A 23,613-nucleotide genomic window follows, 5' to 3' on the forward strand; every position below is an offset into this window, starting at 1 on the left:
GCTAATGGACCTTTAGATTCTCCCGGTTCGCGCCGCTTCCGCGGACGTGTCAGCCGAGACTGTCGCCTCGGAACTGCGGCACCCCCGGTCTGGCGCGATTAGTGGTCGAGCTCCTCGACGTACTCGTAGTCCGCGGGATAGGCGGTCGCGCGGTGTCCGTCGAGGGCTATCTGCCAGCCGTGGAGCGCCGTCGGGTCGTCCAGCGCCGCCCGGAGGGTCGCGCGCACGTCGTCCACATCGACGCCGTAGAAGTCGCTCGGGACGCCGCTGAGATACTCCAGCGCCGTCTCGAACAGCGACCGCATCCCGGCGTCGTTCTCGAAGTCGAAGTGTTTGTACGCGCCGGCGGCGACCTGCACCATCCCGTGGAGAAAGGCGCTTTCGGCGGTCCCCGCGCCGTAGTTGTACCACTCGTCTTCGAAGCAGTCGTGGCTCTCGTGGAAGTCGCCGGCGTTGAACAGGCGGACGCCGTGTTCGACCGCCCGCCGGAGCGTCGCGTGCTCCCACATCCGCAGGTCGTCGTCCCACCCCGTCGGGTTACCGAGCGGCGGGGCGACGCTCGGGTCGCGGGTGTGTTCGTCCATGTGAGTCAGGGCGACCGGAAGGCCGGTAACTCCATCGGTGGCGACACCACGGACTCGTCGTCGAGCAGTTCGGCGGCCTCGTCTGACGTTTCGCAACGTTTTAGCGGTCCCCCTGTCGTACTTGAGTACGCGCGAGGGTAGCTAAGTCAGGAAAAAGCGGCGGACTCAAGATCCGCTCCCGTAGGGGTCCGTGGGTTCAAATCCCTCCCCTCGCACTTCTGTCGAAACACGACGCGATGAGCGGTGGGTGCGTCCTGCGGGATTCGAATCCGGGCGTGTAAGCGGCCGCCGTGAAGTCGCGGTCCACCTTCCGCGGGCGAGCACACGGACGCCGAGGTGGGTCGCCGTTCCATATAAACCCGGTCGGGCGACCGCCGACGCCGTCTTTTCTACTCCGGTGAGTTGTTCGGCCACGCCGCCGCGGCAGGGACGCCACGCGTCTCTAGAGACATCCCGAACAATTCATCATGAACAGACCACGTTTCCGGTGAAAATGGCCGGGAGAGAGCCGACCGATGACAACATTTGACGGCGGCTTCAACTGACCTATCGGACGGTCTGACTATCGTCGTTCCCCGACTATTCAGAAAATATCAGAAACATTCATTATGTTATCGGACCTACGGTAGTGTTGCCGGAAGCGCAAGGGCGCACCGGACGACCAAACCGAATCCGTCGGGCGACGTGAAAGGCGTCGACGATGGTACGCATCGCAAGGTGCGGAGGAATGGAATCGACGCGAACACCGAGTCTTTCGTAACAGGAAGACGAGGTCAAAGTGCCGAAGAGGAACCGAAACAGCCCCGTAACCGCTCTGCGAGCGAGCGGCGGGAAGACCAAGTACCGGACCACGAGGAATCGGAGTTCGGGAAGTCGGCGCAAGCCGAATACGGTCGTGAGGGCTGTGGAAAACGTCTTCCGTCCGGGTTCTAATTGCGGATTCTGGCTTTTCCGTTGTTCGCCCTCTGAGCGGGCGAGCCGTCCCGCGCGGCGGCGCAGTTTACGACACGACGACGCGACGCATCGGGTCGGCGTTACGGGAGCGACGTTCCGCCCGGATTACGGCTGCACCAACTGACTCATCAGCCGGAGATACTCCGAGGCGACGAGCGGTTCGTCGGCCGCGGTCCGCTCGACGGCCGCCACGCCGTGTTTCAGTTTCTCCTTGAGCGGGCTCGGCGGCACCTTGTGGCCGAGCACCCGAGACGCTTCCTCGACGTGTTCCAGCGCGGTTTCGGCGTCACCGGCTCTGACCGCCGCTCTGGCGTCGTCGAACGAGTCCGCGAGCGACTCGCGGACCCGCGCCGGGAGGTCGATAGCGTCTGACACGCCACGAGCTAAACCGCCCATCGACATAAGCCACCGGGCCGCGTCGCCTCCGGGTCGGTGGATATAGGCACCTGCCGGTTCTGTCACGCCCATGAACGAACTCGACGCCCGGGCGGACCGGGCACAGCGCGCGGCCCGCGACGGCGGCGCAGTCGCGCGGCGCGCCTTCAGAACCGGCATCGCCGTCGAGACGAAAGGCGGGAAGACGGACGTGGTCACGCAGGCCGACAAGGACGCCCAGCGCCGCGTCGTCGAGCGAATCCGCGGCGCGTTCCCCGACGAACCCATCGTCGGCGAGGAAGAAGACGAACGCAAATCGGTTCCCGAGTCGGGGCCGGCGTGGGTCGTCGACCCCATCGACGGCACGAACAACTTCGTCCGCAACGTCCCGGTCTGGGCGACCGCGGTCGCCGCCGTCCGCGACGGGGAGCCGGTCGCGGCGGCCAACTACCTGCCCGCGCTGGACGACTGCTACGCGGCCGACGACGAGACAGCCTCCCGAAACGGCGAGGAGATCTCGGTGAGTCAGCGCGACGACCCCGAGACGTGTACGGTCTGTCCGACGTTCTGGTGGGACTACGACGCCCGCGACGAGTACGCCGCCGCGGCCCGCGCCATCGTCACTCGCTTTGGCGACCTGCGGCGCTACGGGAGCATGCAGGTCGTGCTCTCGTACGTCGCCGACGGTTCGCTCGACGGGGTCATCACGAACAAGCGAGCGAACCCGTGGGACTCGGTCGCCGGCGCGCACCTCGTCCGGATGGCCGGAGGCACGGTCACCGACCTCGACGGCAACGCGTGGCGACACGACTCCGAGGGCCTCGTCGCCTCGAACGGCCACGTCCACGACGCGGTGCTGGAGGCGGCCCGCGAAATCGACGGGCGGTAGCACCGGCGCGAAGCGGGCGGCCGATTCCGGCGAGCCGAGGCCGCCGAACGCCGCCGCCGACGCGGGCGGATTCCCATCCGCAAGTGCGAAGTTACCCCCCATCAGAAAGGATAGCATGGACCTCGACGCGACGGACCGGGCGATTCTCCGGATTCTGATGGAGGACGCGCGGACCCCGTTCAGCGAAATCGCCCGCAGAATCGATATGTCGAGCGCGACGGTTCACGACCGGGTCGGCCGGATGGAAGACGCCGGCGTCATCGAGGGCTACCACGCCCACGTCGACCCGCGGCAGGTCGGGCTGGGAACCTCCGCGCTGGTCGGCTTCCGGGTGAAACAGGGCCGCGAGAAGGAGGCGCTCCAGCAGCTCCGCGACATCGACGGCGTCCAAGAGATTAACCTCACCACCGGCGAGTGGGACGTGATGCTCCGGGTGTACGCCGAGGACACCGACGCCCTGCGCGAGCTCATGTTCGACCACATCGCCGAACTCGACGGCTTCTCGCGGTCCCAGACGATGGTCATCCTCGGGACTGAGTACGACGACCCGGTGTTGCCGATTCGCGAGCCGGACGACGAGGACTGAACCCCACCGCGGGGGCGACTCGCAGCGACGGGAACTGACTCACCCCGCCGAGGCGTGCGCCGGGAGTGCGAGAGACCGGAACCCTCAACAGGCCCGCCGTCGGGGTATCGGCTATGGCAACGGTAGCAGAGCGAATGGGTCTCGACTCCGAGCGCCTCTGGGGGCTCGGCGTCGCGGCCATCCTCGTCGCCCTCGTCGGCGGGTCGCTCGCGTTCCCTCGCGTCGTCTACGACGGCTTCATCTGGCACTACTTCTGGGGACCCGTCCAAGCCGACGCGAACTCGGCCGTCTGCGCGGTTCGCGCGGGCGGCGTCACCCAGTACCTCGACACGGCGTCGGCGTGCACCGCCGCGGCCGAACCCGTCGCGTACCCCGGCTACACGCTCGTCTCCGAGGTCGGCTACATGGTCACGCTCGTCATCGCCCTCTCGGGCGTCGTGTTCCTCCTCCGCCGCCTCGACATCGGTGAGCGCCCGCGGTTCTTCTACGCCCTCTTCCCGTTCATGCTGTTCGGCGGCGCGTTCCGCGTGGTCGAGGACGCCAACGACGCCCCCGGCGTCGCCGACGCCCTCATCACCTACCCGCTGAACACGCTCGTCATCAGCCCGGTCATCTACGTGACCGTCTTCGCAATCACCCTCGTCGCCGTCGTCGGGAGCGTCCTCGCCGAGCGACGGGGGCTGGTCGACGACTACGTGAAACCCCTGTTCGGGGCGGGTCTCGCTGTGCTCGCGGTCACGCTCGGCTACCTCCTGTGGGCCGGTCTCACCGGCGCGCAGGGCGCGACGTTCTACCCGCAGGTGCTCGTCGTCATCCTCGTCGGCGCGACGCTCACCGCCGCGGCGACGTGGTGGCTCGTCGAGCGCTTCGCCCCCGAAGTCAACGAGGGGACGGGATACATCGGCCTCGTCGTCATCTGGGGCCACGCCATCGACGGCGTGGCGAACGTCATCGGCCTCAACTGGATGACCGACCTCGGCGCGGGGCACAACCTCGTCCCGAAGCACCCGGTGAATCAGGCGGTCGTCGATTTCACCTCCTCCACGCTCCCCGAGTCGGTGCTGGCCGTCACGGGCGACGCGTGGCCGTTCCTGCTCGTCAAACTCGTGGCCGCGACGGCCGTCGTCTGGGTGTTCGACGAGCAGATATTCGAGGATAGCCCGCGCTACGCAATCTTGCTTCTCATCGCCGTCCTCGCGGTCGGGCTCGGGCCGGGGAGCCGCGACATGCTCCGCGCGACGTTCGGCGTCTAATCGACCCGCCGTCTCCTCTGTTCCGGCCGCTCGCTTCCGCGCTCCGACCCCTCGTACCCCTCCCGACGAAGCTTCAAGTACCGAGCCGCGGCCACCGCCGCTATTCTGTGACGCACGCCGCGCGGCGGCCTGCGGGTGTCCGGCACACCGCCGCGCGGACTCGATTCGGCCCGCCTGCCGCGCGGCCGCCCGTGCCGGCTGTCAGCTACGATGCCCACGAACCCCGAGACCCGCCAGCTACGGGAACGGGTGGAACTCGCGGTCCAGTCGCGGCTCGAAGCCGAGGTCTCGCGGCACCGACTCGGCGCGGTCAGCGAAGTACGGCTCGCCGATAAACAGCGGTTGGGCCGCCGGCACGAGCACGCGGACCGCCTCGAAGCCGAGGCGCGCCACGTCTCGCGGGGTGGTCCGCGCCGCGTAGGCGTCGAGACCGGCGTCTGTGACCGCCGAGACGACCGCGTCGAGTTCGGCCGCGCCTTCGGGGGTTTCGTCGGGACCGACCGAGTCCGCGGGGATGGTCGTGTCCGGCGAGACGAACGTCCGTGCCGGCTTCGGGAAGTCGGCGTAGGTCGCAATCGCGCCGCCCTGCGTCGCTGCCTGCTCTGGCCCCATGCCGCGCAGTTCGGTCCAGTTCTGAAGCGCCTCGGCCAGCGCCGACCGAGCGGCGCGGTTCGCGTCGAGGTCCGCGCCGGAGCCCATGGCGAACTTCGGCCACTCGCCGTCGCGGTGGACCGCCACCGCCACGACCGGCACGTCCACGTCCTGCGTCACGAGGAGCGCAGTCACCTCGAGGGACTCAGAGCGGGCGCGGGCCGCCAGCGTCTCGAACGTCTCGTCCGTCACGTCCAGCCCGAGCGGGTCGAACGTCGAGTACCACGCGAGCATCGTCGCGTCGCGCTCGACGACCTCGTAGAGCCCCGAGAGAATCGCCTCGGTCCCGGAGTTACCGAGGCCGAGACCGGTCGTAATCGACGGCTTGTGTCGCTCCGACGGCGGCGGATAGTGGACGAACTCCGCCGGGAGCGAGACGGTCGCCCCGGTCGCGAGGTCCTCGCCTTCGACCCACTGAATCGGTTCGTCGGGGTCGGGGTCGCGGAAGGAGTCGGGTCTGACGAAGCGACTCGGCGGCACCGCGGCCGGCCGGGACGCCGCGGGCGCGACGGCGAACTCGCTCGCGCGGTAGACGCCCGCCGAGTAGCGTTCGAGCGCCTCGCCGAGCGCCTTCATGTAGGCCTCGTCCCAGCCGGCGGCCGCGCCGCCGGCGAGTTCGGCCGCCCGAGCGTCGGCGTACACCGTCGTGTCCGCCGTCTGCGCGACGTAGTACGGCAGCGGGAACGACTCGCGCTCCCCGACCTGCCTGACGATGCCGACGCGGTCGTCAACGGCCGATTCGGCCCGCGCGAGCGCGTCGTCTAGCTCGACGGCGCGGAAGTCGCGGTCGAGAGTTCGGTCCCGCTCCGTCGGCGACGGAGTCGGGAGAAACGACCGCTCGGGGCCGGGGACTTCGACGACGGTCCCGGCCACGTCGTCGCCCGAGAGGAGCGCGATGCCGCGCTGCCCGGCCACCGCGCCGGCGAGTCGAACGGCCGCACGGTCGCCGCCGGGGCGACCCTCAGACTCCGTGGTAGACGCGACCCGCGCCCGGAGGGCCGCGAAGTCGGCGCTTTCGGGGTCGAACGCCGAGACGGCCGCGTCGAGGTCGGGGACGGCGTGTCCGCCGACGCCGCCGATTTCGACCGCGAGCCAGCGCGAAGCGGCTTCGTCGGCCGTGTCGAAGGCGTCGCTTCCGGCCGCGGCGACGACGAATCCGAGGTCGAACGAACCGAGCGAGTCGGGGGTCGTCTCCGCGACCGTCGCATCGATGTCGGCGCACGCCGCGCGAATCGACTCGGCGGCGGGGCCGCTCCCGACGAGTCCGATGTCCATGCGCGCGACGAGGGGAGACGGAGGGAAAAAGCGAGGGGGTCGCGGTCGGCTACGCGTCGAGCAGTTTCTGGGCCTCGTCGGCCAGTTCGTCCGCGCCGGCGGCGACGAGTTCGTCCGCGCCGAGCTTCAGGCGGAGTCGCGGGCGGCCGACGTCGATAGGAACTTTCTCGGTGTCGATGAGGCCGAGCTCTTCGAGCTTCGTCTTCGTCCGGGAGAACGTCGCCTTGCTGGCGATGCCCACGTCCTCGCCCCACTTCGAGATATCGTAGAGGAGGACCTCGTTGCGGGCGGCGACGAGCAGCGAGATGGTCACCTCGTCGAGGCCGTCGCCGTCGCCGCGGGCCGACGACAGCGAGCCGAGCACGGCGTCGAAGTCGGCAAGCGTCTCTTCGCTGATGTCCTCGCCGAGCGTCTCGCGAACGCGCGCGAGCGGCGGCGTCCGGAGCTTGAACTCGGGAGCGTCCTCCCAGTGGGCCTGATGAGCTTCGAACGCCGTCTCGACGAACGCCTCGTCGTCGGTGACGAGGCCGGCGACCTTGTCCCCGGCGGCGACGAGCGCGACGACCGAGTTCGGCGTGACGAACAGCGTGTTCTCGACTTCGTCGGCGGCGGTTCGCATCGAGAGCGCGCCGTCGGCGACGAGGTTCGCGGCGTTCGAGGCGACGATGAAGTCGTCGAGCACGTCCTTCAGGACGCCCTCGTCGGCGACGAGCCGAATTTCCGGGAGGTCGCCGTCGATGTCTGTCGCCACGGCGACGAGCCCCTCGATGACCTCGGCGGTCGGGTTCGCGACCAACACCTCGTCTTCCGACGAGGAGAGGACGGACTGGATGATGTCTTCTACCCCCTCAGCGAGTAGATTAGAACGAATAGCCATAGCTTGAATATCGCCGGTAATATATTTAATATTAACGCAAGACGACCGGCAGAACGTATTCGAAATCGAGTTGTACCAACGCTGTATCGAGCGAATTGAGCTGCTAGTTTCAGAAATTTTACGTCTATCGTGGGGTGGGAAAATCGGTTCCGAACCGAGGGACTCGGTCGGAGCGTCGTCGTCACCCGCGGGGTCTGACCCGAGTCGTCTGTTCGGCCCGGAGACACGACGACAGAGGCGGGTCTCGCGCGTTCGTGTATCTGTTCGCGGTAGCACGCCACAGAATATACATGGGTGTGCAACACAACACCGGCAGGCGTAGCCAAATGGGACACATTTATGCCGTGATTGGACCGGATACTACGTATGGACTACAGCCACGTCCGCGACGTCGACCCCGCCGTGGCAGACGCCCTCGACGGCGAGGTCGAACGCCAGCGCGACACGCTCGCGATGATCGCCTCGGAGAACCACGTCAGCGAAGCGGTCCTCGAAGCCCAAGGGAGCGCGCTGACGAACAAGTACGCCGAGGGCTACCCCGGCAAGCGCTACTACGCTGGCTGTGAGTACGCCGACGACGTGGAGACCCTCGCCGTCGAGCGCGCGAAGGAACTCTGGGGCGCGGAGCACGTCAACGTGCAGCCCCACTCCGGCACGCAGGCCAACATGGGCGTCTACCTCGCCATGCTCGACCCCGGCGACAAGATTCTCTCCTTGGACCTGACCCACGGCGGCCACCTGAGCCACGGTCACCCCGCGAACTTCACGGGCAAGCTCTACGACGTCGAACAGTACGAAGTCGACGCCGAAACCGGCTACATCGACTACGACCAGCTCGCGGAGAAGGCCGCGGCGTTCGAGCCGGACATCATCGTCTCCGGCTACTCCGCGTATCCGCGGGCCGTCGAGTGGGAGACGATTCAGGAGGTCGCAGACGACGTTGACGCGCTCCACCTCGCCGACATCGCCCACATCACGGGCCTCGTCGCGGCCGGCGTCCACCCCTCGCCGGTCGGCGTCGCGGACTTCGTCACCGGCTCGACCCACAAGACCATCCGCGCCGGTCGCGGCGGCATCATCATGTGCGACGAGGAGTACGCCTCCGACATCGACAGCGCCGTCTTCCCCGGCGCGCAGGGCGGCCCCCTCATGCACAACATCGCCGGCAAGGCCGTCGGCTTCAAAGAGGCGCTCGAACCCGAGTTCGAGGAGTACGCCCAGCAGGTCGTCGACAACGCGAAGGCTCTCGCCGAGACGTTCGAAAACCACGGTCTCAGCGTCGTCTCCGGCGGCACCGACACGCACCTCGTGCTCGTCGACCTCCGCGACTCGCACCCCGACCTCACCGGCGGCACCGCCGAGGAGGCGCTCGAATCGACGGGCATCGTCCTCAACGCGAACACCGTCCCCGGCGAGACGCGCTCGGCGTTCAACCCCAGCGGTATCCGCGCCGGCACGCCCGGGCTCACCACCCGCGGCTTCGGTGAAGACGAGATTCGCGAAGTCGGCGAACTCATCGTGAAGGTCGTCGACGCCCCCGAGGACGACGTGCTCGCGGAAGTCTCCGAGCGCGTGCAGGAACTCTGCGACGCCAACCCGCTGTACGAGTAAGCGACGCTCGCAGGCGGCCACTGCGGCCCGACGTTCGGCTTTTCAAACCCCTCACCCGAGTAACACTATTAGCCGCGCCGCCGTATCACCGTCCGATATGGCTCCGATTCGTCGGCTCGTTCTCGACGTGTTGAAACCGCACAGCCCCTCGACGGTGGAGGTCGCCCGCGAGGTCGCGGACGCGGCCGGCGTGGCCGGCGTGAACGCGACGCTCCTCGAAACCGACCGCGAGGTGCAGAACCTCAGGCTCGTCGTGGAGGGCGAGGCCATCGACGCCGACGAGGTCGAACGCCGCGTCCGCGACCTCGGCGGGACGGTCCACTCGGTGGACGAAGTCGTCGCCGGCGAGACGCTGGTGGAGTACCGAAACCAGCCGCAGGACCCGTCACCGCCGTGATGTTCGGTCGACTCGGCGCGCTCCTGCGCGACGACCGCGTCCGCGCCATCTCCCGGCGGTACTTCGTCTCGAACGGCTTCGACGGCGCGCTGACCTGCATCGGTCTCGTCATCGGCGCGTACCTCACCGGCGTCACGGACGGGGTGACGGTCGTCGAAATCGGCGTCGGCGCGGCGGTGGGGCTGACGACCTCCGGCGTCTGGAGCGTCTGGGAGATAGAGCGCGCTGAAAAGCGGGCCGAACTCGGGCGCATCGAAGACGCCATGCTGGCCGACCTCGGCGGGACCGCGGTCGAACGCGACCAGGTCGCGGCGCGGGGAATCAACGCGGCCGCAAGCGGACTCGGCCCGCTCGTCGGCATCGTCGTCCCGCTCCTCCCGTTTCTCGCGGTCGGCACGCTGCTGACGATGACGTGGGCGACGCTCGCCTCGGTCGGCCTCGGAACGGCCATCCTCTTTGCGTTCGGCGCGTACATGGGGTCGATATCGGAACAGCGGTGGTACGTCGCCGGCCTGCGGATGGCGCTGGCGGGCGTCGCGGTGGCCGCCGTGAATCTGCTGTTCGGGTGACCGCAGATGGCCACAGACGTGTATATTTTGCTTCTCTCGTCTCCAAGAATACGCACGAATTCGAATCTTTGAAATGCCCGGAGCGCGCTGTCTGAGACAATGACGACCATCATCGACGGCAACGCCGTCGCCGAGGAGATTCGCGACGGGCTGGCCGACGCCATCGACGCGCTCGACGAGGCCGGCGTGAAGCCGGGGCTCGCCACCGTGCTGATGAGCGACGACCCCGCCAGCGAGACGTACGTCTCGATGAAACAGCGCGACTGCGAGGAGGTCGGCATCGAGGCGTTCGACTACGAACTCGACCCCGAGACGCCCGCCGACGAGCTGTACTCGCTCGTCGACGACCTCAACGACGACGACGAGGTCCACGGCATCCTCGTCCAGATGCCCGTCCCCGACCACGTCGACGACCGGACGGTCCTCCGCCGCATCGACCCCGCCAAGGACGTCGACGGCTTCCACCCCGAGAACGTGGGCCGCCTCGTCGCCGGCGACGCCCGCTTCAAGCCCTGTACGCCCCACGGCGTCCAGAAGCTCCTCGCCGCCGCCGACGTGGAGACCGAGGGCGCGGACGTGGTCGTCGTCGGCCGCTCGGACATCGTCGGCAAGCCGATGGCGAACCTGCTCATCCAGAAGGCCGAGGGCGGCAACGCCACGGTCACGGTCTGCCACTCCCGCACCGACGACCTCGCTGCGAAGACCCGCGAGGCCGACATCGTCGTCGCGGCCGCGGGCGTCCCCGAACTCGTCACCGGCGACATGCTCTCGGAGGGCGTCGTCGTCATCGACGTGGGCGTCAACCGCGTCGACGCGGACAACGAGAAGGGCTACGAACTCGTCGGCGACGTGGAGTTCGACTCCGCGAAGGAGAAGGCCAGCGCCATCACGCCGGTCCCCGGCGGCGTCGGCCCGATGACCCGCGCGATGCTCCTCTGGAACACCGTGAAGGCGGCCGCCGAGGCCGAGGGCATCGACGTCGACCTCCCCTGAGTTCGGAGCGGAACGCGAGCCCGCGTCCACAGGCCGATTCGGCTCCCGGTCGGGCGCTGACGCCCGCCAAACCGATTTTTCTCACTCGTGAGTCGCCACGAGCAGTCGGTCGCCGTCCCGCCGGACGCAGAATCGGGTGTCGGCGTCCACGTCGAAGCTGTGCGCGGTTCGGTCGGAGATGAGCAGTTGCGAGAAGTCGTCGCCGCAGGCCGGACAGGCCACGCCGTCGCGGTTCTCGACGAGCATCGTGTCGCCGTCGTCGCGGAGTAGTTTCACCCGGTGGCGAACCTCGTGGATGTCGAATCCGGCAGTCATCGTCTGCGAAGGGTCGCCGCGGGGCAAAAACGTTCGGTGAACGCGGCGGTCGGCGGCCTCAGAACAGCGATGCGAGCGTGTCGCGGGCCGACGCGAGCGCGTCGAGGTCGTCGTCGACGAGCGCGGTGTGAATCTCGCGGGCGGCCTCGACGAGCGCCTCGGACTCCGACAGCGAGACGGCCCCGTCGAGCGCCTCGACGCGTTTGCGGTGGTTCGAGAGGGTTTCGAGCGTCGTCCTGACCTCGGGGTTCGGGTTGTCGTCGAGCCACGTCGAGAGGTCGCGACAGTAGGCGTCGATGGCCTCGGCGTAGGCGAGACCGCGGGCGTCGGTCATCGAGTCGGGCACGGCGTCGGGGTCGGGGCGCGCTCCCTCGTCGGCGCGGCGGAGCAGGGTGATGACGTAGAGCTGTTCGTCGTCGGTGGGTCGGTTCGACCGGGCGACCACGTCGACCGCGTGGAGGAGTTCGTGGGCCGCGAGCGGGGTGTCTCCGAGGGGGAGCAGTTCGCCCCCGCGGATGTAGCCCGTCTGCCGGACGTAGTCGCGGAGGTCGGATTTCAACGCCGGCGCGGCGTCTCGAATCGACCCGTCGCCGACGGCGGAGCGGTGCGCCGAGAGGTCGAGGTCGGTCTGCGTGGCGGTGTGGCGCTCCCTGCCGCCGACGCCGACGCTCCGGAGGCTCCCGCACTGCGGGCACGATACGCTTCCCGTCTCGTAGTACGACCATCGGTGGTCGCACTCCTTGCACTCGCGCTCGCCGCGTATCTCCATGCGACCGGGTTGGCTCCGACGGCGCAAAAGCACGGCGACCCGACGCGGAGAGCATCAGGAGTGAGGCGAGTCGACGCGGCCGCGAGCGGTCGCCAGTCGAGACGACCGCCGGGCTACATACGTCCGGCCGCCCACCGTCGGCGTATGCGAAGCGAATCCGAAGTTCGAGAGCAGTACGAGTTCCTGAAGGACGAACTCGACTCCGAGGAGATGCGACACGAAGGTGTCAGAAAGCTCATGACGCACTACAAGCGGGCGCTCGGCTGGGTGTTGGAAGAAGAGCATATGTGACTAACCAAACATAACTCTTCGAACAGAACGAAATCGACGAACGCCGGAATTCGGCGCGTACGTACCACTCAGATGGACAGTTAGCATCGTTGTCAACGATTGGCACGCGTCGTTATCTTTAAGTGAAACCGAACAGTAGCCGTAAGTGACGCTTCGCTTTGGAGGGCCGAAGCGTCAGCGGGGACCAATTCAGGGCGGCATGCCGTGCCGGAGATTTCCGGCACGGCTTGCTTTCCTTCTGCGCGAAACTACGACCTGAGACCGGCAGGTCCGTCTCACTCGCCGTCCGAAAACGAACTCCTGATTCCGAGTCGGCCGACCGTCTCCCCGGAACTATCGAGGAGTTCCCTCGGCCGGCGGGATTTTCGTTCCGAACAGCCATGCCTTGTTCATTGATAACAATTAACAATATTGTCGCGCAAACCACGAGAGCCGTCCAGTTGTGGACATATCCAGTCCTCGAAACGGACACTCCGGAATATTAGTAAGATGAATAACATAATCGCGTCCAGAAGATTTCGGAGACTGGCGCGGTTTCGAGGGTGAATCGTCGGTCGAGGCCGATATGCTTATCTGAATTAGACAGTAACATACGAGTCGAATTTACCGATGTACGACCTGACAGGATTCCAGCGAGACCTGCTGTACGTCATCGCTGGTCTCGAAGAGCCGCACGGACTCGCCATCAAAGAAGAACTCGAAGCCTACTACGAAAAGGAGATTCACCACGGGCGGCTCTATCCCAACCTCGACACGCTCGTCGAGAAGGGGCTGGTCGACAAGGGCCAGCGCGACCGCCGAACCAACTACTACACGCTCACCCGCCGCGGTCGCCGCGAAATCAAGGCCCGCGACGAGTGGGAAGCGGAGTACGTCCCCGAAGACTTCGAGGCGTGAGCGAACGACCCGAGCTACCCGTCGACGCCGGCGTCGGACGGAGACCGCGAGTCTCGGCCTGACCTCGTCTCGTCCCGGTCGGTAAACGTCTCCGGAACATCCGACTCGCCCTCCGACGACCGTTCGGTTTCGGCTGGCTCTCGCTGCGTGTCGTCCGCCTCGTCAGCGGTTAGCTCCTCGACCGGCGGGCCGTCGACCAAGTGCCCCGGGTCAACCATGTACGGCCGAATCGGTTTTCCAGCCAAGAGCTCCGGCAGGACGAGTCGGGCGAAGTTCACGAACAACACGAGTATCATCGGCATGAGGAAGATGCCGTACCAGCCGAAAAGCAGCGGGCCGAACGTGTACGCGAGCATCACGGCTCCGACGTGGAGGCTCCGACCGGAGACGTACGGCCGGAGCACGAGGTCCGGAATCGTGTCCACGATGACGAACGAGACGGCGGCGAAAAGCAGGACGAACCAGAGTCCGGGCGGATTCGCAATCGCCGCTTCGAGTCCCATGTAGCCCGCGATGGGGACGTAGACGAGCTTCATGCCGACGACGGGGATGAGGCTCGCCACGCCCGCGAGCAGTCCGATGAGCGCCGGCGCGGGGATGCGGACGCCCGTCGGCGCGAGGACGTTCAAAAGCGAGTACGCGATGACGCCGATGGTGCCCGTGAGGATGGCGTTGAGGATGTTGCCGAAGAAGATGTTGTTGAAGTCGCGGTCCACGCCGCGCATGTAGGCTTCGAGGATGCCGTGGTCGTCGGCGAACATCGACTGGCCCCACCGTCGCAGGCGGTGGCCGTCGCGGAGGAGGTAGAACGCGAACGCAATCATGACGAACAGGTGAATCGCACCGACGCCGAGGAAAGCGAACGTGTTGGCGGCGACGCTCAGCGAATCGAACACCGAGCCGAGCGCCTCGGGCGTCAGCACCGACCGGAAGTCGTACTCCAACAGCGCCTGCGGGCTGGCGATTCCCTCCAACAGCGTCGGGTCGATGCCGTAGGCTTCGAGGTCGATGGGCACCTCGTCCGTCGAGAGCCGGTCGGCGTACCGCAGGAACTCGCGGAGGGCGATGGTCGCGGCGTAGACGACGAGGCCGAGCACGGGGAGTGCGAGGGCGAAAAGCGCCACGGCGGCCGCGAGGCTCGGAGGCCTCACCCGGCGACGAATCCGCCGGTAGATGGGCCGCGTGGCGTAGTAGATGAAGAGCCCGAAGACGAACGTCCCGATAAAAGAGTAGACGACGTAGGTGAGCGCGCCCGCGAGGACCAACGCGAGCGACCACCACATCGCGCGGGAGCGCTGGATGTCAGGGAGAGCCATACCCAACCACGGACGCGGAGGCATCAAAAGCCTATCGCGGGAGCGACAGGTCACGACGGAACGCCGTCACGACCGGCCGCCGAAGCCGTCGGTTCGCGCGGCGAAACCGACCGACTCGACCGAGGGGCGGCCGATATTGCATCAATAATAACGAACATCTTAACTTATGTGTCGCCGTACCGAGTCGCATGGACCGAGAGACGGCGGTGCCACGCGTCGATTCGATGCCCGGCGAGAAAGCGCGCGAGTGGGTCGCGTACCACCACGAACACGCCGCGCCGAGCACGTACGTCTACGACTTCGTCTGGGACATCACCGCGGAGTCGGAAGGCCCCTTCTGCACCGACGTCGACGGCAACGTCCTCCTCGATTTCACGAGCCACGTCGCGGCCGCGCCGCTCGGCTACAACAACCCGAAACTCATGGACCGCATGGCCGAGTTCGACCTCGTGGACCCGACGAAAATCGCCGGCCAGGACTTCTACGTCAGCGACGGCTCCGCGCCCGGCGAGGAGCGACTCCCCGGTCCCGCCGCGCTCATGGACAGACTGACCGACCTCACGAGCCACTACGGGATGGACACGGTGTTCCTGTCGAACTCCGGGGCCGAGGCCGTCGAGAACGCCATCAAAATCGCCTACGACCACGCCGACGGCGCGAAGTACGGCGTCACCTTCGAGGGCGCGTTCCACGGCCGCACCCTCGGCGCGCTCTCGCTCAACCGATCGAAGTCAGTCTACCGCCGCAAGTTCCCCGAGGTTTCGGGCGTCCTCGACGTGCCGTTCTGCGACGACCGGACCTGTTCGCCCGAGACGTGTTCCTGCGGCTTCTTCCCCGACGCCGACAGCGCCGTCTCCAAACTCCGACAGAAGCTCCACCCGAAGACGGGCCACATCGACGCCGACGAGGTCGCCTACGTCATCGTCGAACCGATACAGGGAGAGGGCGGCTACCGCTTCCCCTCCGACGCCTTCGTCGAGGAACTCGCCGCCGTCGTCGACGACTACGACTTGACGCTCATCGCCGACGAGATTCAGACCGGCGTCGGCCGCACCGGCGAGCTGTGGGGCTCCGACCACTACCCCATCGAACCCGACATCATCACCGGCGCGAAGGGCCTCCGCGTCGGCGCGACAATCTCGAACGACGAGATATTCCCCGACGAGACCTCGCGGCTCTCATCGACGTGGGGCGCTGGCGACATCGTCTCCTCGATGCAGGGCGTGTTCACGCTCGACGCCATCGAGGAGTACGACCTGCTTGACAACGCCGTCGCCCGCGGCCGGCAGTTCATCGAGCGACTGCGCGACGACGCGCCCGACACCGTCGTCGACGTGCGCGGCAAGGGCCTGCTGCTCGCCGTCGAGTTCGACACCAACGAACGCCGCGACGCCGTGCAGGAAGCGGCCCTCAAGCGCGGCCTCCTCACCCTCTCGTGCGGCTACAAGGTGCTCCGAATCCTCCCGCCGCTCGACGTGACCGCCCGCGAAATCGACCTCGGCGTGACGATGCTGGTAGACGCCATCGAGGACGTGTCGTAACGCGGCCGGTCAGGTCGCGTCGCGGTTGACGACGGGTTCGACCACGTTCCCGAGTTCGCGCATCATCCCGGCACCGACGAGGTAGTACACCGCCGATTCGACGCGCTCTTTCCACGCGGGACCGTCGCCCATTTCGAGACTCACGTCGCCGGCGCGGATTCGACTCGCCGCCTCGCTGGCGACGATGCCCGCGATGGGTGAGTCGTATTCGTCGCGCGTCGCCCGAAAGTTGCGCATCGCACGGCGTTTCGCCCGGAACGACCGACCGGAGTCGTAGTCGGTGTCGCCGGGGTCCACGTCGAGGGCGTCGAGCGCGAAGTCGTGGGCACGCCGCGCGAGGAGGGCACGGGCGGTGTCGACGAACTGCTTCGCGGTCAGTCCGCGCTCGTACTCTCCGACGTATCTGGCGTCGTTGTCGAAACAGAGCGTGAACAACTCCCACCGGGCGGCCCCGTAGGGCGTCGATTGGTCAAGGTCGCGCTCTTCTTCGATCGTGGTCCGCACCTCGCTTCGGCGCGGGTACTCGTCGATTCGAGTCCAGAACGCGTCGATGGCGTCAGCGAGTCGGTCCCGGTATGGAATCGTGTCGGCACCGAGGTTCGATCGGTACTGCTCGCGGTGGTAGCGGGCGGTCCGGAGGCGCTGTTGTGCCTGCAACTGCGAGCCCCACTCGCCGGCGAAGTCGTGTGCCGAGTAGTTCATCGACTCGCCGCCGTCCGAGTCGCCCCAGCCGACGGTCAATCGCGTGACTGAGAGGAGTCGCTCGATTGAGTAGAGAAACGCGAGGTCGCGGCCGGGGTCGGAAACGCGGTACTCGGAGACTGACGCGGCGAGGTCGTCAATCTCCTGTTCCAGTTCGCGGCCGCGCTCGACGAGGAACTCGGGGTCGTCGTCTCCGAGCGCGATGGTCGCGTAGCCGACCGTCTCACCGGCGTACTGAAGTCCGGTGGTCGCAGACCTGAGTCGGTGGCGAGCGTTCCGTTCCTCTTTCGCGGATTCGAGGTGGCCGCCGGCGGGCGACCCGCGGAGGTGAAACCGCATATCCTCGTCTACCGAGTCGAGGTCGACCTGCGAGCGCAACTCCTCGGCACGTTCGACCACAGATTCGAGGTTCGCCACCGCCGCGTCGGCGTGTTCGTCGCTCACCGGCGGCCGCCAGACGTAGTTACTCGACGGGTCTGGATACACCGTCGTCAGCCAGTCGGTAATCGGGTCCGGAAGCCACGTCGGCCTGAACCAGCCGATACCGCCGACCGCGCCCGCGCCGCCGACGAGGCCGAGCAGTTGGCGACGCGAGAGCGAGGAGCGTTCATCGGAGGGAGAGTCGTCCGCGGGAGGGGCGTCGTCGGGGGACACACGCCGGAGTTCCGAACCGCCCCGTGTAAACGTGTCGGCTGGCTGTCTGCTCGGGTCGAACGCGGCCTACGTCCAGCGGTCGAGACCGGTCTGCGTGACCGATTCCTCGATGCGCTCGAAGCCGCGGCGGACCTCCTCGGGGTCGACCTCCCACGTCTCGGTGACGAACTCGCGGGCGGCGGCCACGTCGGGGTCGATGTCGGTGTCGTAGTCGTAGTCGTCGGTGACCGGCGGGTCCAAGAAGAACTCGCGCACCCGGTCGGCGTTGGGGATGGTGTCGCCGCGGGCTTCGAGGACCGACCAGAGGTCGCCGTGTTCCGTGACGAGCTTCACGGCCGTTTTCGGGCCGATTCCCGTGATACCCTCGTTGAAGTCGGTCCCGCAGAGCATGGCGATGTCGACGAGTTGCTCGTGGGTGATGTCGTGTTTGTCGAGCGTCGCGTCGAGGTCCATCAGCTCGGGGTCGCCCTTGCTCGTGAGCTGTCGGAGCGTGTAGGGTGCGCCGAACAAGAGGGTGTCGTAGTCCTCGCTGCCCACGTAGTCGGCATCGCCCGTGCGGGCCATGTAGGACGCCTGCGCCTCGCCCTCGGCGGGCGCTTCGACCACCGGCACGTCGAAAAGCGAGAGGAGTTCGCGGCTGGTGTCCTGAATCGTCTCGGTGAGCCGCTGGGTCCGGGCTTCCATCCGGGCGGCCTCGGCCGCGTCGCCCGCCTCACGCGCCGCTTCGAGGCGTTCTTCGGCCTTCTCGCGCTGCTCGCGGCGCTTGGCCACCTCGTCGTCTTTCATCTCGGTGACGCCGCCGTCGAAGACGAAGACGGGCGTCAGGTCGTGTTCGAAGAACTTGGGGAGTCCCTGGACGATGCCGACGAGGTTGGCGACCTCCTCGCCCTCGCTCGTCGTGTACGTCTCCGAACTCGTCCACTTGACCGTCGTCGTGAGATAGCGGTACAGCCAGTTGTGGGCGTCGACGGCGACGACGCTCCCGGACACCTCGTCGAACGACACCTCGGAGAGCGCGGCGAGCGTCCGCAGGTCTGCGTTTCCCATTTGCTCGGCTTTCGGGGGCCGAGGGTTTCAATCGTCCGAGTGACCGGCGTCGATTTCGGGGGGTTCAACTCCTTCGCGCGCCGCGAGAAACGCCCGCTCCGGGTCGTCGAGGTCGCGGGCGCGATAGCGGTCGAGACCGGACTGGTACGCCTCGCGGGAGACCGCCGCGGGCGCGCCGGCGGGGCGCTCCAGCACCAACTCGGCGACGCCCGTTTCGCGGCCCGTGAAGCCGAACCCGGCCTTGTGGCACGCCTCGTAGGCGAAGGGGTTGTTCGCGGCGATGCGGACCGTCTCGTAGCCGCGGTCGGCGGCGGCGTCGCAGGTCCGGCGGAGGAGGTCGGGGCCGAGTCCGTCGCCCCGGCGGTCCCGCCGAACCGTGACGTACCGGAACCAGAGCGTCGTCGGGTCGGTCCGGTCCTCGTTGAACGCGACCGCGGCGACCACGTCCTCGGCCAACGGCGGCAGGGAGTTGGGGCCACCGGTCGGCGCGGGTCGGTCGTCGTCGAGGGGCGGCAGGGACTCGTCGGGGTCGCGGAGCACCGTCTTGCCCGTCGCCGCGGTGACGAACTTCCCCGCGTAGGCGAACCGCCGGTAGTCGAGGCGGAGTCGCGGCCCGTCTTCGGGCCAGCCGAGCAGGTCAAACTCCATGGCCGAACTGGGGCCGCCGCGCGCAAGAACCTTCCCCGGCGGGGCCGTGGCGTCTGCCATGCACGGCGCTGGCGACGTTCGGTTCTTCGACCGCTTCGCACCCGTCTACGACCTCGTGATGCCGCCAGCCGACCCCGGCGCGCTCGAAACGGCGCTCGACCGCGCCGACCGGGATGTCGAGCGCGTCGTCGACATCGGCGGCGGCTCCGGGCGGGCGACCCTCGCGCTCGACGTTCCCGAGCGAATCGTCCTCGACCGCTCGGTCGGGATGCTCCGCCGGGCGCGCGGGCGGGGCCTCGACTGCGTCCGCGGCGACGCACGGGGACTCCCCTTCGCTGACGACGCCCTCGACGCCGTGACCGTCGTGGACGCCTTCCACCACATGCCGAACCAACGGGGCGTCGCCGAGGAGGTCTTCCGAGTGCTCGCGCCCGGCGGGGTGTTCGCCGTCAACGAGTTCGACCCCGAGACGCTCCTCGGCCGGGGGCTGGTCGCCGCCGAGCGGGTCGTCGGCTTCGGGTCGGCGTTCGCCGCGCCCGACGAACTCGTGCGCTTTCTCGAACGCGTCGGGTTCGAGGCCGCCGTGGTCGAACGCGGCTTCGAGTACACGGTGGTCGGAAAAAAGCGGGAGAGCCATTAGGGGGGCGACGAATCCACGCCTATGGCAACCTCGACGTCGTTCTTAGAGGAGCGACTCGATGCCGGGGCGTTACCCATCGCCGTGGGCGACGTGCTCGCCATCTTCCTCCTCGTCACCGTCGGCGTGATTCAGCACAACGGAGTGTCGTACCTCTCGGCCGACCCGGTCGGCTGGGTGCTCACCGCGGTCCCGTTCCTCATCGGATGGCTCGTCACCGCTCCGCTGTTGGGCGCGTACTCGCCCGGCGCGGCGGAATCAGCGAAATCGGCCGTCCCGCTCGGCGTCCGCTCGTGGCTCGCGGCGACCGTCGTCGGCATGGCGATTCGCTGGACGCCGCTTTTCGAAGGCGGCGTCGAACTCACGTTCGTCGCGGTCATGCTGGTGCTCGGCTCCGTCGCCCTCGGCGTCTGGCGGACGCTGTACTTCAAGCTCGTCTGAGCGTCGAACGCCGAGCGCCGAGTTCGGACCCCTCGAACCGCACCGGAGAACCGACCGAAACCGTATTTTCTGCCGGCCGTCCCCCCGAACCGGAGGGCCTCCCACTCGACCCGGTGTCAGGCGGGCGTCGGCCGCCGTCGCAACAGCGTCACGCCCAGGAGCGTCGCGGCCGCCGCGAACCCCGCGAGGACCGCGAACAACGCCGTCGAATCAGCGACCGTGAGGATGTAACCGGCGATAGCGCCGCCGAGCGCGCCGACGCCGAACACGCCGAGGTAGGTAAAGCCGTAGGAGAGCCCTCGAAGCCCGGCGGGCGTGTACTCCGCGACGGTCGCTTGGTAGAACGGCTGGACCATAAACAGGAAGAAGCCGAGCAGTGCACAGATGGCGAGAAGCGGGCCGACGCCGAGACTCGCCACGGGGAGGAAGGCGATGGCGATGACGGCGAGCGCGCCGAAGCCGGCGACGATGCCGCGCTCGGTCCTGATGCGGTCGGTGAGCTTGCCGCCGACGTACTGCCCGAAGACGCCGACCGTCAGGAGGCCGGCGTAGACGAACAGTTCCACGTCGAGCGTCGGCGCGCGGCCGGCCGACCCGGAGACGAGGCCGGCGGGCAGGAGCGCCGACACCGGAATCGGCTCGATGCCGATGACCGAGCCGAGGAGGTCCGGCAGGAACGTCGTGACGCCGCGGTAGTAGAGCCCCGAGAACATCACGAGCGCGAAGACGAGCGCGAAGCCGCCGGCGAAAAGGTGCTTCGACTGCGAGACCAGTTCCGCGGACGACTCGACGCCCGCGCCGGCTTTGCCGTCGCCGCCGGTGTCGCTATCGCCGGCGTCACCCCCCTCACCGCCGTCGGCCGCGGCGACCGCGGCCTGTTCTTCGAAGTTGGCGCGGGTGGCGAGCGCGGCGGCCGCGAGCGCCGGGAGCGCGAGCACGCCGGCGACGAGATGCCAGTCGAAAAACAGCAAGAGGAGCGCGGTGAGGAACGGACCGAAGCCGATGCCGATGTTGCCGGCGATGCCGTGGTAGGCGAAGCCGGTCCCGCGTTCCTCGACGCCGGTGCTGATGAGGCGGAGTCCGGCGGGGTGGTAGACGCTGGCCGCCGCGCCCCAGACGAGGAGCGCGAGCGCGACGACGACGAGGTTCGGTGACAGCGCGAGCAGGACGAACGACCCGGCCATCCCGAGGAGGCAGGCGACGATGAGGCGCTTGGAGCCGACGCGGTCGACGAGGATGCCGCCGGGGAGCGCCCCGAGCCCGAACAGCGCGAAGCCGAGGCCCGTCATCACGCCCAGCGAGGCGGTCGTGACTGGCACCGTCGCGAGACCGAGGTCGATGCTCGCGAACTCCCCGAGCCAGATGGCCACGAAGATGGGGATGGACAGTTCGTACGTGTGGACCATCCCGTGGGCGAGCATCACCAACGCGACGATGGAGCGGTCGTTACGGTTCACGTCTCCGGCCACGGTACCGACTCCCATAACCGTGTGGAGTTCCGGCAGGCGACGCGCGCACCGAGCCGGCTGTTCGACCGGGAAGCACAACCCACAGTATCGGATTTGTGATATTCTCCGAAGGAACCAATCCGACGCAGTCATGCGATTATCTATTCATAAGTTATAAGAACGTTATCGAGAAGCCACAAGGAGAATATCAGTCATCTATGGGAAAGAATTATACCACTTACGTCCGTAGTATGGTATATATTATGACCGGATATTACGACTACATTCTTGGGCTCATCCCGCTCGCACTCCTCGGCATCACCGGCACGCTTACCATCGCCGGGTTGCAGTTGACCACGGCAGTGCCGATGGCTGCGGGCGTGGCCGCGCTCCTCACCGGCCACGCGCTCTTCGTGAACGGGCCCTCGTCGCCGTCTCCGTCCCGCCTCAACGAACACGCCGGTCCCAACGCCGCTGACGCGCCTTCTCCGTCGGTCCTCGACGCCGACTAACCCCCATCGCACGCCCGCCCGGCCGGTTCGCCGGCCCGCAGGGTTTTGACCGCAGGTCTCGTTTTTCCGACCATGACAGCGACGTTGTTCCTCACGAGCGACGAGATTAGCGGACTGGCGACGCCGGCCGAGTACGTCGAGGCCGTCCGCGAGGGCTACCGACAGCGCGGCGAGGGCGCGCCGGCCGAGCCGCGGACCAAGCTGTTCAACCGCGAGCCGCCGGGCATGCTCACCTCCTACGCGGCCGTGTTGCCCGAGACGGGCGCGATGGGCGGTTACATGTACTCCGCCGGCTTCGGCGCGGAGGACGCGTGGTTCATGACGCCGCTTTTCGACGCCGAGAGCGGCGAGCCGCTGGCGCTCCTCGACGGCGCGAGCATGAACCCCTTCAAGACCGGCGCGGCCGGCGGCGTCGCCGTCGACTCGCTCGCCCGCGACGACGCCTCGACGCTCGCGCTCATCGGGAGCGGCGCGCAGGCCCGCGGTCAGCTTCGGGCCGCCGCGGCCGTCCGCGACCTCGACAGCGTCTGGGTCTACTCGCCCACCAAGGAGAGCCGCGAGTCGTTCGCGGGCGAGATGGACCGCACGCTCGACGCCAGCGTCGCGGCCGTCGCCTCCAGCGCCGCGGCCGTCGAGGGCGCGGACATCGTCGTCACGGCCACGACCGCCACGGACCCGGTGTTCGACGGCGACCTGCTCGAACCCGGCACGCACGTCACCGCGATGGGCCAGTACCACCCCGAAAAGCGCGAACTCGACGAGACGACCATCGAGCGCGCGACGTACGTCCCCGACCTCCGCGAGCGCGCGACGATGGACGCCGGGTCGTTCCTCGCCGCCGTCGAGGCCGGCGTCGTCGACGAAGACCACATTCACGCCGAACTCGGTGAGGTCGTCGCGGGCGTCGCCGCCGGGCGCGAGGACAGAGAAGAGATAACCGTCTTCGACAGCGGCGGCACGGGCATCGAGACGGTCGCCGCGGCCCACATGCTCTACGAGAAGGCGCGCGACGAGGGACTCGGGACGACCATCGACTTCTCGCCGGCGAGCGAGTCGCTCACCGGGCAGTAAGCGTCCGCGGGCCGGTCACATCTCAGGCGTGCGACCCGCTCGGTCCCGGCGAGGACGACCGAGGCGGACGCCAGCGCGCCGACGCCGACGGCGCTCGCCGCGAGGGCGGTGAGGCCGGACAGCGACACCGCGGCTCTGGGCGTCGCGAAAAGCAGAAACCAGAGGGTCGGAATCGCCAGTACCGACACCTCCCACGCGGCGAAAAACACCCGGTCGAGCCAGCTGTCGACCCGCTTCGTCGCCTCCGAGAGCCCGCTCCGAATCACGACTAGACGTGGGTTTCGGACGGCTAAACGGTTTCTCCGGCGTG

The 23,613-nt window shown here is 67.8% G+C and carries 26 protein-coding genes and 1 tRNA gene; 15 read left to right on the top strand and 12 right to left on the bottom strand.

The genetic code is table 11. The features are described from left to right. Positions 1–98: 98 nt before the first annotated feature. Complete coding sequence (locus tag E4P24_RS14360; protein WP_188148617.1) at positions 99–584, bottom strand: DUF309 domain-containing protein; 486 nt, start codon at positions 582–584, stop codon at positions 99–101. Between the two features lie 131 nt (positions 585–715). On the opposite strand from E4P24_RS14360, the gene E4P24_RS14365 reads away from it, so the two are divergent. Continuing rightward, positions 716–799: transfer RNA gene (locus E4P24_RS14365), tRNA-Leu, on the top strand. A gap of 844 nt (positions 800–1,643) precedes the next feature. On the opposite strand, the gene E4P24_RS14370 is transcribed toward E4P24_RS14365, so the two are convergent. Continuing rightward, positions 1,644–1,913 (bottom strand): hypothetical protein, encoded by a 270-nt coding sequence (locus E4P24_RS14370; protein WP_004044672.1) that lies wholly within the window; start codon positions 1,911–1,913, stop codon positions 1,644–1,646. 91 nt (positions 1,914–2,004) lie between these two features. Here E4P24_RS14370 and E4P24_RS14375 point away from each other — a divergent pair, with 91 nt between their 5' ends. From E4P24_RS14375 to E4P24_RS14385, 3 genes are all read left to right on the top strand, one after another. Then, positions 2,005–2,802, top strand: coding sequence for an inositol monophosphatase (locus E4P24_RS14375; RefSeq protein WP_188148618.1), 798 nt, complete (start codon positions 2,005–2,007; stop codon positions 2,800–2,802). Between the two features lie 115 nt (positions 2,803–2,917). Then, on the top strand, positions 2,918–3,388 hold the full coding sequence (locus E4P24_RS14380; protein ID WP_004044674.1) for an Lrp/AsnC family transcriptional regulator: 471 nt from the start codon (positions 2,918–2,920) through the stop codon (positions 3,386–3,388). 134 nt (positions 3,389–3,522) lie between these two features. Beyond that, positions 3,523–4,641, top strand: coding sequence for a DUF63 family protein (locus tag E4P24_RS14385; protein WP_188148687.1), 1,119 nt, complete (start codon positions 3,523–3,525; stop codon positions 4,639–4,641). Positions 4,642–4,878: 237 nt separating this feature from the next. On the opposite strand, the gene E4P24_RS14390 is transcribed toward E4P24_RS14385, so the two are convergent. Both E4P24_RS14390 and tbsP read right to left on the bottom strand, forming a co-directional pair. Continuing rightward, complete coding sequence (locus tag E4P24_RS14390; protein ID WP_188148619.1) at positions 4,879–6,567, bottom strand: YcaO-like family protein; 1,689 nt, start codon at positions 6,565–6,567, stop codon at positions 4,879–4,881. A 49-nt stretch (positions 6,568–6,616) separates the two neighbouring features. After that, positions 6,617–7,444 (bottom strand): transcriptional regulator TbsP, encoded by an 828-nt coding sequence (gene tbsP, locus E4P24_RS14395; RefSeq protein WP_004061260.1) that lies wholly within the window; start codon positions 7,442–7,444, stop codon positions 6,617–6,619. 366 nt (positions 7,445–7,810) lie between these two features. On the opposite strand from tbsP, the gene glyA reads away from it, so the two are divergent. The 4 genes from glyA (at position 7,811) to folD (ending at position 11,014) form a co-directional block, all read left to right on the top strand. Further along, on the top strand, positions 7,811–9,055 hold the full coding sequence (gene glyA / locus E4P24_RS14400) for a serine hydroxymethyltransferase (protein WP_188148620.1): 1,245 nt from the start codon (positions 7,811–7,813) through the stop codon (positions 9,053–9,055). 97 nt (positions 9,056–9,152) lie between these two features. Next, entirely contained in the window at positions 9,153–9,452 is a 300-nt protein-coding gene (locus E4P24_RS14405) for a DUF211 domain-containing protein (RefSeq protein ID WP_008605461.1), read from the top strand. Further along, complete coding sequence (locus tag E4P24_RS14410) at positions 9,452–10,021, top strand: VIT1/CCC1 transporter family protein (RefSeq protein ID WP_004044680.1); 570 nt, start codon at positions 9,452–9,454, stop codon at positions 10,019–10,021. Before E4P24_RS14405 ends, E4P24_RS14410 begins: the two co-directional genes overlap by 1 nt. A 99-nt stretch (positions 10,022–10,120) precedes the next feature. After that, positions 10,121–11,014 carry a bifunctional methylenetetrahydrofolate dehydrogenase/methenyltetrahydrofolate cyclohydrolase FolD gene (gene folD / locus E4P24_RS14415; protein WP_188148621.1) on the top strand — a complete coding sequence of 298 codons (894 nt, stop codon included), beginning with the start codon at positions 10,121–10,123 and terminating at the stop codon, positions 11,012–11,014. 81 nt (positions 11,015–11,095) lie between these two features. Here the strand turns inward: folD and E4P24_RS14420 are convergent, their stop codons facing one another. Together E4P24_RS14420 and E4P24_RS14425 are read right to left on the bottom strand one after the other, a co-directional pair. Beyond that, positions 11,096–11,329: a hypothetical protein gene (locus E4P24_RS14420; RefSeq protein ID WP_004044682.1), complete on the bottom strand. Its 234-nt coding sequence runs from the start codon at positions 11,327–11,329 to the stop codon at positions 11,096–11,098. A 58-nt stretch (positions 11,330–11,387) separates the two neighbouring features. After that, complete coding sequence (locus tag E4P24_RS14425; protein WP_188148622.1) at positions 11,388–12,098, bottom strand: hypothetical protein; 711 nt, start codon at positions 12,096–12,098, stop codon at positions 11,388–11,390. Between the two features lie 144 nt (positions 12,099–12,242). Here E4P24_RS14425 and E4P24_RS14430 point away from each other — a divergent pair, with 144 nt between their 5' ends. After that, positions 12,243–12,389, top strand: coding sequence for a hypothetical protein (locus tag E4P24_RS14430; protein WP_004061251.1), 147 nt, complete (start codon positions 12,243–12,245; stop codon positions 12,387–12,389). A 609-nt stretch (positions 12,390–12,998) separates the two neighbouring features. After that, on the top strand, positions 12,999–13,286 hold the full coding sequence (locus E4P24_RS14435; RefSeq protein WP_004044685.1) for a PadR family transcriptional regulator: 288 nt from the start codon (positions 12,999–13,001) through the stop codon (positions 13,284–13,286). Positions 13,287–13,300: 14 nt separating this feature from the next. Here the strand turns inward: E4P24_RS14435 and E4P24_RS14440 are convergent, their stop codons facing one another. Continuing rightward, positions 13,301–14,569, bottom strand: coding sequence for an AI-2E family transporter (locus E4P24_RS14440; RefSeq protein ID WP_004061249.1), 1,269 nt, complete (start codon positions 14,567–14,569; stop codon positions 13,301–13,303). Positions 14,570–14,790: 221 nt separating this feature from the next. Between E4P24_RS14440 and E4P24_RS14445 the strand changes: the two genes are divergently transcribed. Further along, a complete protein-coding gene (locus E4P24_RS14445) occupies positions 14,791–16,143 on the top strand; it encodes an aspartate aminotransferase family protein (RefSeq protein ID WP_188148623.1) in 1,353 nt (450 codons plus the stop codon). 9 nt (positions 16,144–16,152) lie between these two features. On the opposite strand, the gene E4P24_RS14450 is transcribed toward E4P24_RS14445, so the two are convergent. From E4P24_RS14450 to E4P24_RS14460, 3 genes are all read right to left on the bottom strand, one after another. Further along, entirely contained in the window at positions 16,153–17,499 is a 1,347-nt protein-coding gene (locus E4P24_RS14450; RefSeq protein ID WP_115891508.1) for a transcriptional initiation protein Tat, read from the bottom strand. 66 nt (positions 17,500–17,565) lie between these two features. Continuing rightward, positions 17,566–18,546 (bottom strand): flap endonuclease-1, encoded by a 981-nt coding sequence (gene fen, locus E4P24_RS14455; RefSeq protein ID WP_188148624.1) that lies wholly within the window; start codon positions 18,544–18,546, stop codon positions 17,566–17,568. Between the two features lie 27 nt (positions 18,547–18,573). After that, positions 18,574–19,194: a GNAT family N-acetyltransferase gene (locus tag E4P24_RS14460; RefSeq protein ID WP_188148625.1), complete on the bottom strand. Its 621-nt coding sequence runs from the start codon at positions 19,192–19,194 to the stop codon at positions 18,574–18,576. A gap of 58 nt (positions 19,195–19,252) precedes the next feature. Between E4P24_RS14460 and E4P24_RS14465 the strand changes: the two genes are divergently transcribed. Together E4P24_RS14465 and E4P24_RS14470 are read left to right on the top strand one after the other, a co-directional pair. Next, on the top strand, positions 19,253–19,834 hold the full coding sequence (locus tag E4P24_RS14465) for a class I SAM-dependent methyltransferase (protein ID WP_006601566.1): 582 nt from the start codon (positions 19,253–19,255) through the stop codon (positions 19,832–19,834). Positions 19,835–19,855: 21 nt separating this feature from the next. Further along, entirely contained in the window at positions 19,856–20,272 is a 417-nt protein-coding gene (locus E4P24_RS14470) for a DUF3054 domain-containing protein (protein WP_004061238.1), read from the top strand. Positions 20,273–20,388: 116 nt separating this feature from the next. Here E4P24_RS14470 and E4P24_RS14475 read toward each other — a convergent pair whose 3' ends face one another. Continuing rightward, on the bottom strand, positions 20,389–21,756 hold the full coding sequence (locus E4P24_RS14475; RefSeq protein WP_188148626.1) for an MFS transporter: 1,368 nt from the start codon (positions 21,754–21,756) through the stop codon (positions 20,389–20,391). Positions 21,757–21,983: 227 nt separating this feature from the next. Between E4P24_RS14475 and E4P24_RS14480 the strand changes: the two genes are divergently transcribed. Both E4P24_RS14480 and E4P24_RS14485 read left to right on the top strand, forming a co-directional pair. Then, complete coding sequence (locus E4P24_RS14480; protein WP_188148627.1) at positions 21,984–22,232, top strand: hypothetical protein; 249 nt, start codon at positions 21,984–21,986, stop codon at positions 22,230–22,232. 72 nt (positions 22,233–22,304) lie between these two features. Next, positions 22,305–23,303, top strand: a complete 999-nt coding sequence (locus E4P24_RS14485) for an ornithine cyclodeaminase family protein (RefSeq protein ID WP_004061236.1) — start codon at positions 22,305–22,307, stop codon at positions 23,301–23,303. Here the strand turns inward: E4P24_RS14485 and E4P24_RS19330 are convergent. Further along, on the bottom strand, positions 23,225–23,566 hold the full coding sequence (locus E4P24_RS19330) for a hypothetical protein (RefSeq protein WP_233506107.1): 342 nt from the start codon (positions 23,564–23,566) through the stop codon (positions 23,225–23,227). The genes E4P24_RS14485 and E4P24_RS19330 overlap by 79 nt on opposite strands. Positions 23,567–23,613 lie beyond the last annotated feature (47 nt).

The sequence above is a fragment of the Haloferax sp. AS1 genome (assembly GCF_014530665.1).
Taxonomy (GTDB): Archaea; Halobacteriota; Halobacteria; order Halobacteriales; family Haloferacaceae; genus Haloferax; species Haloferax volcanii.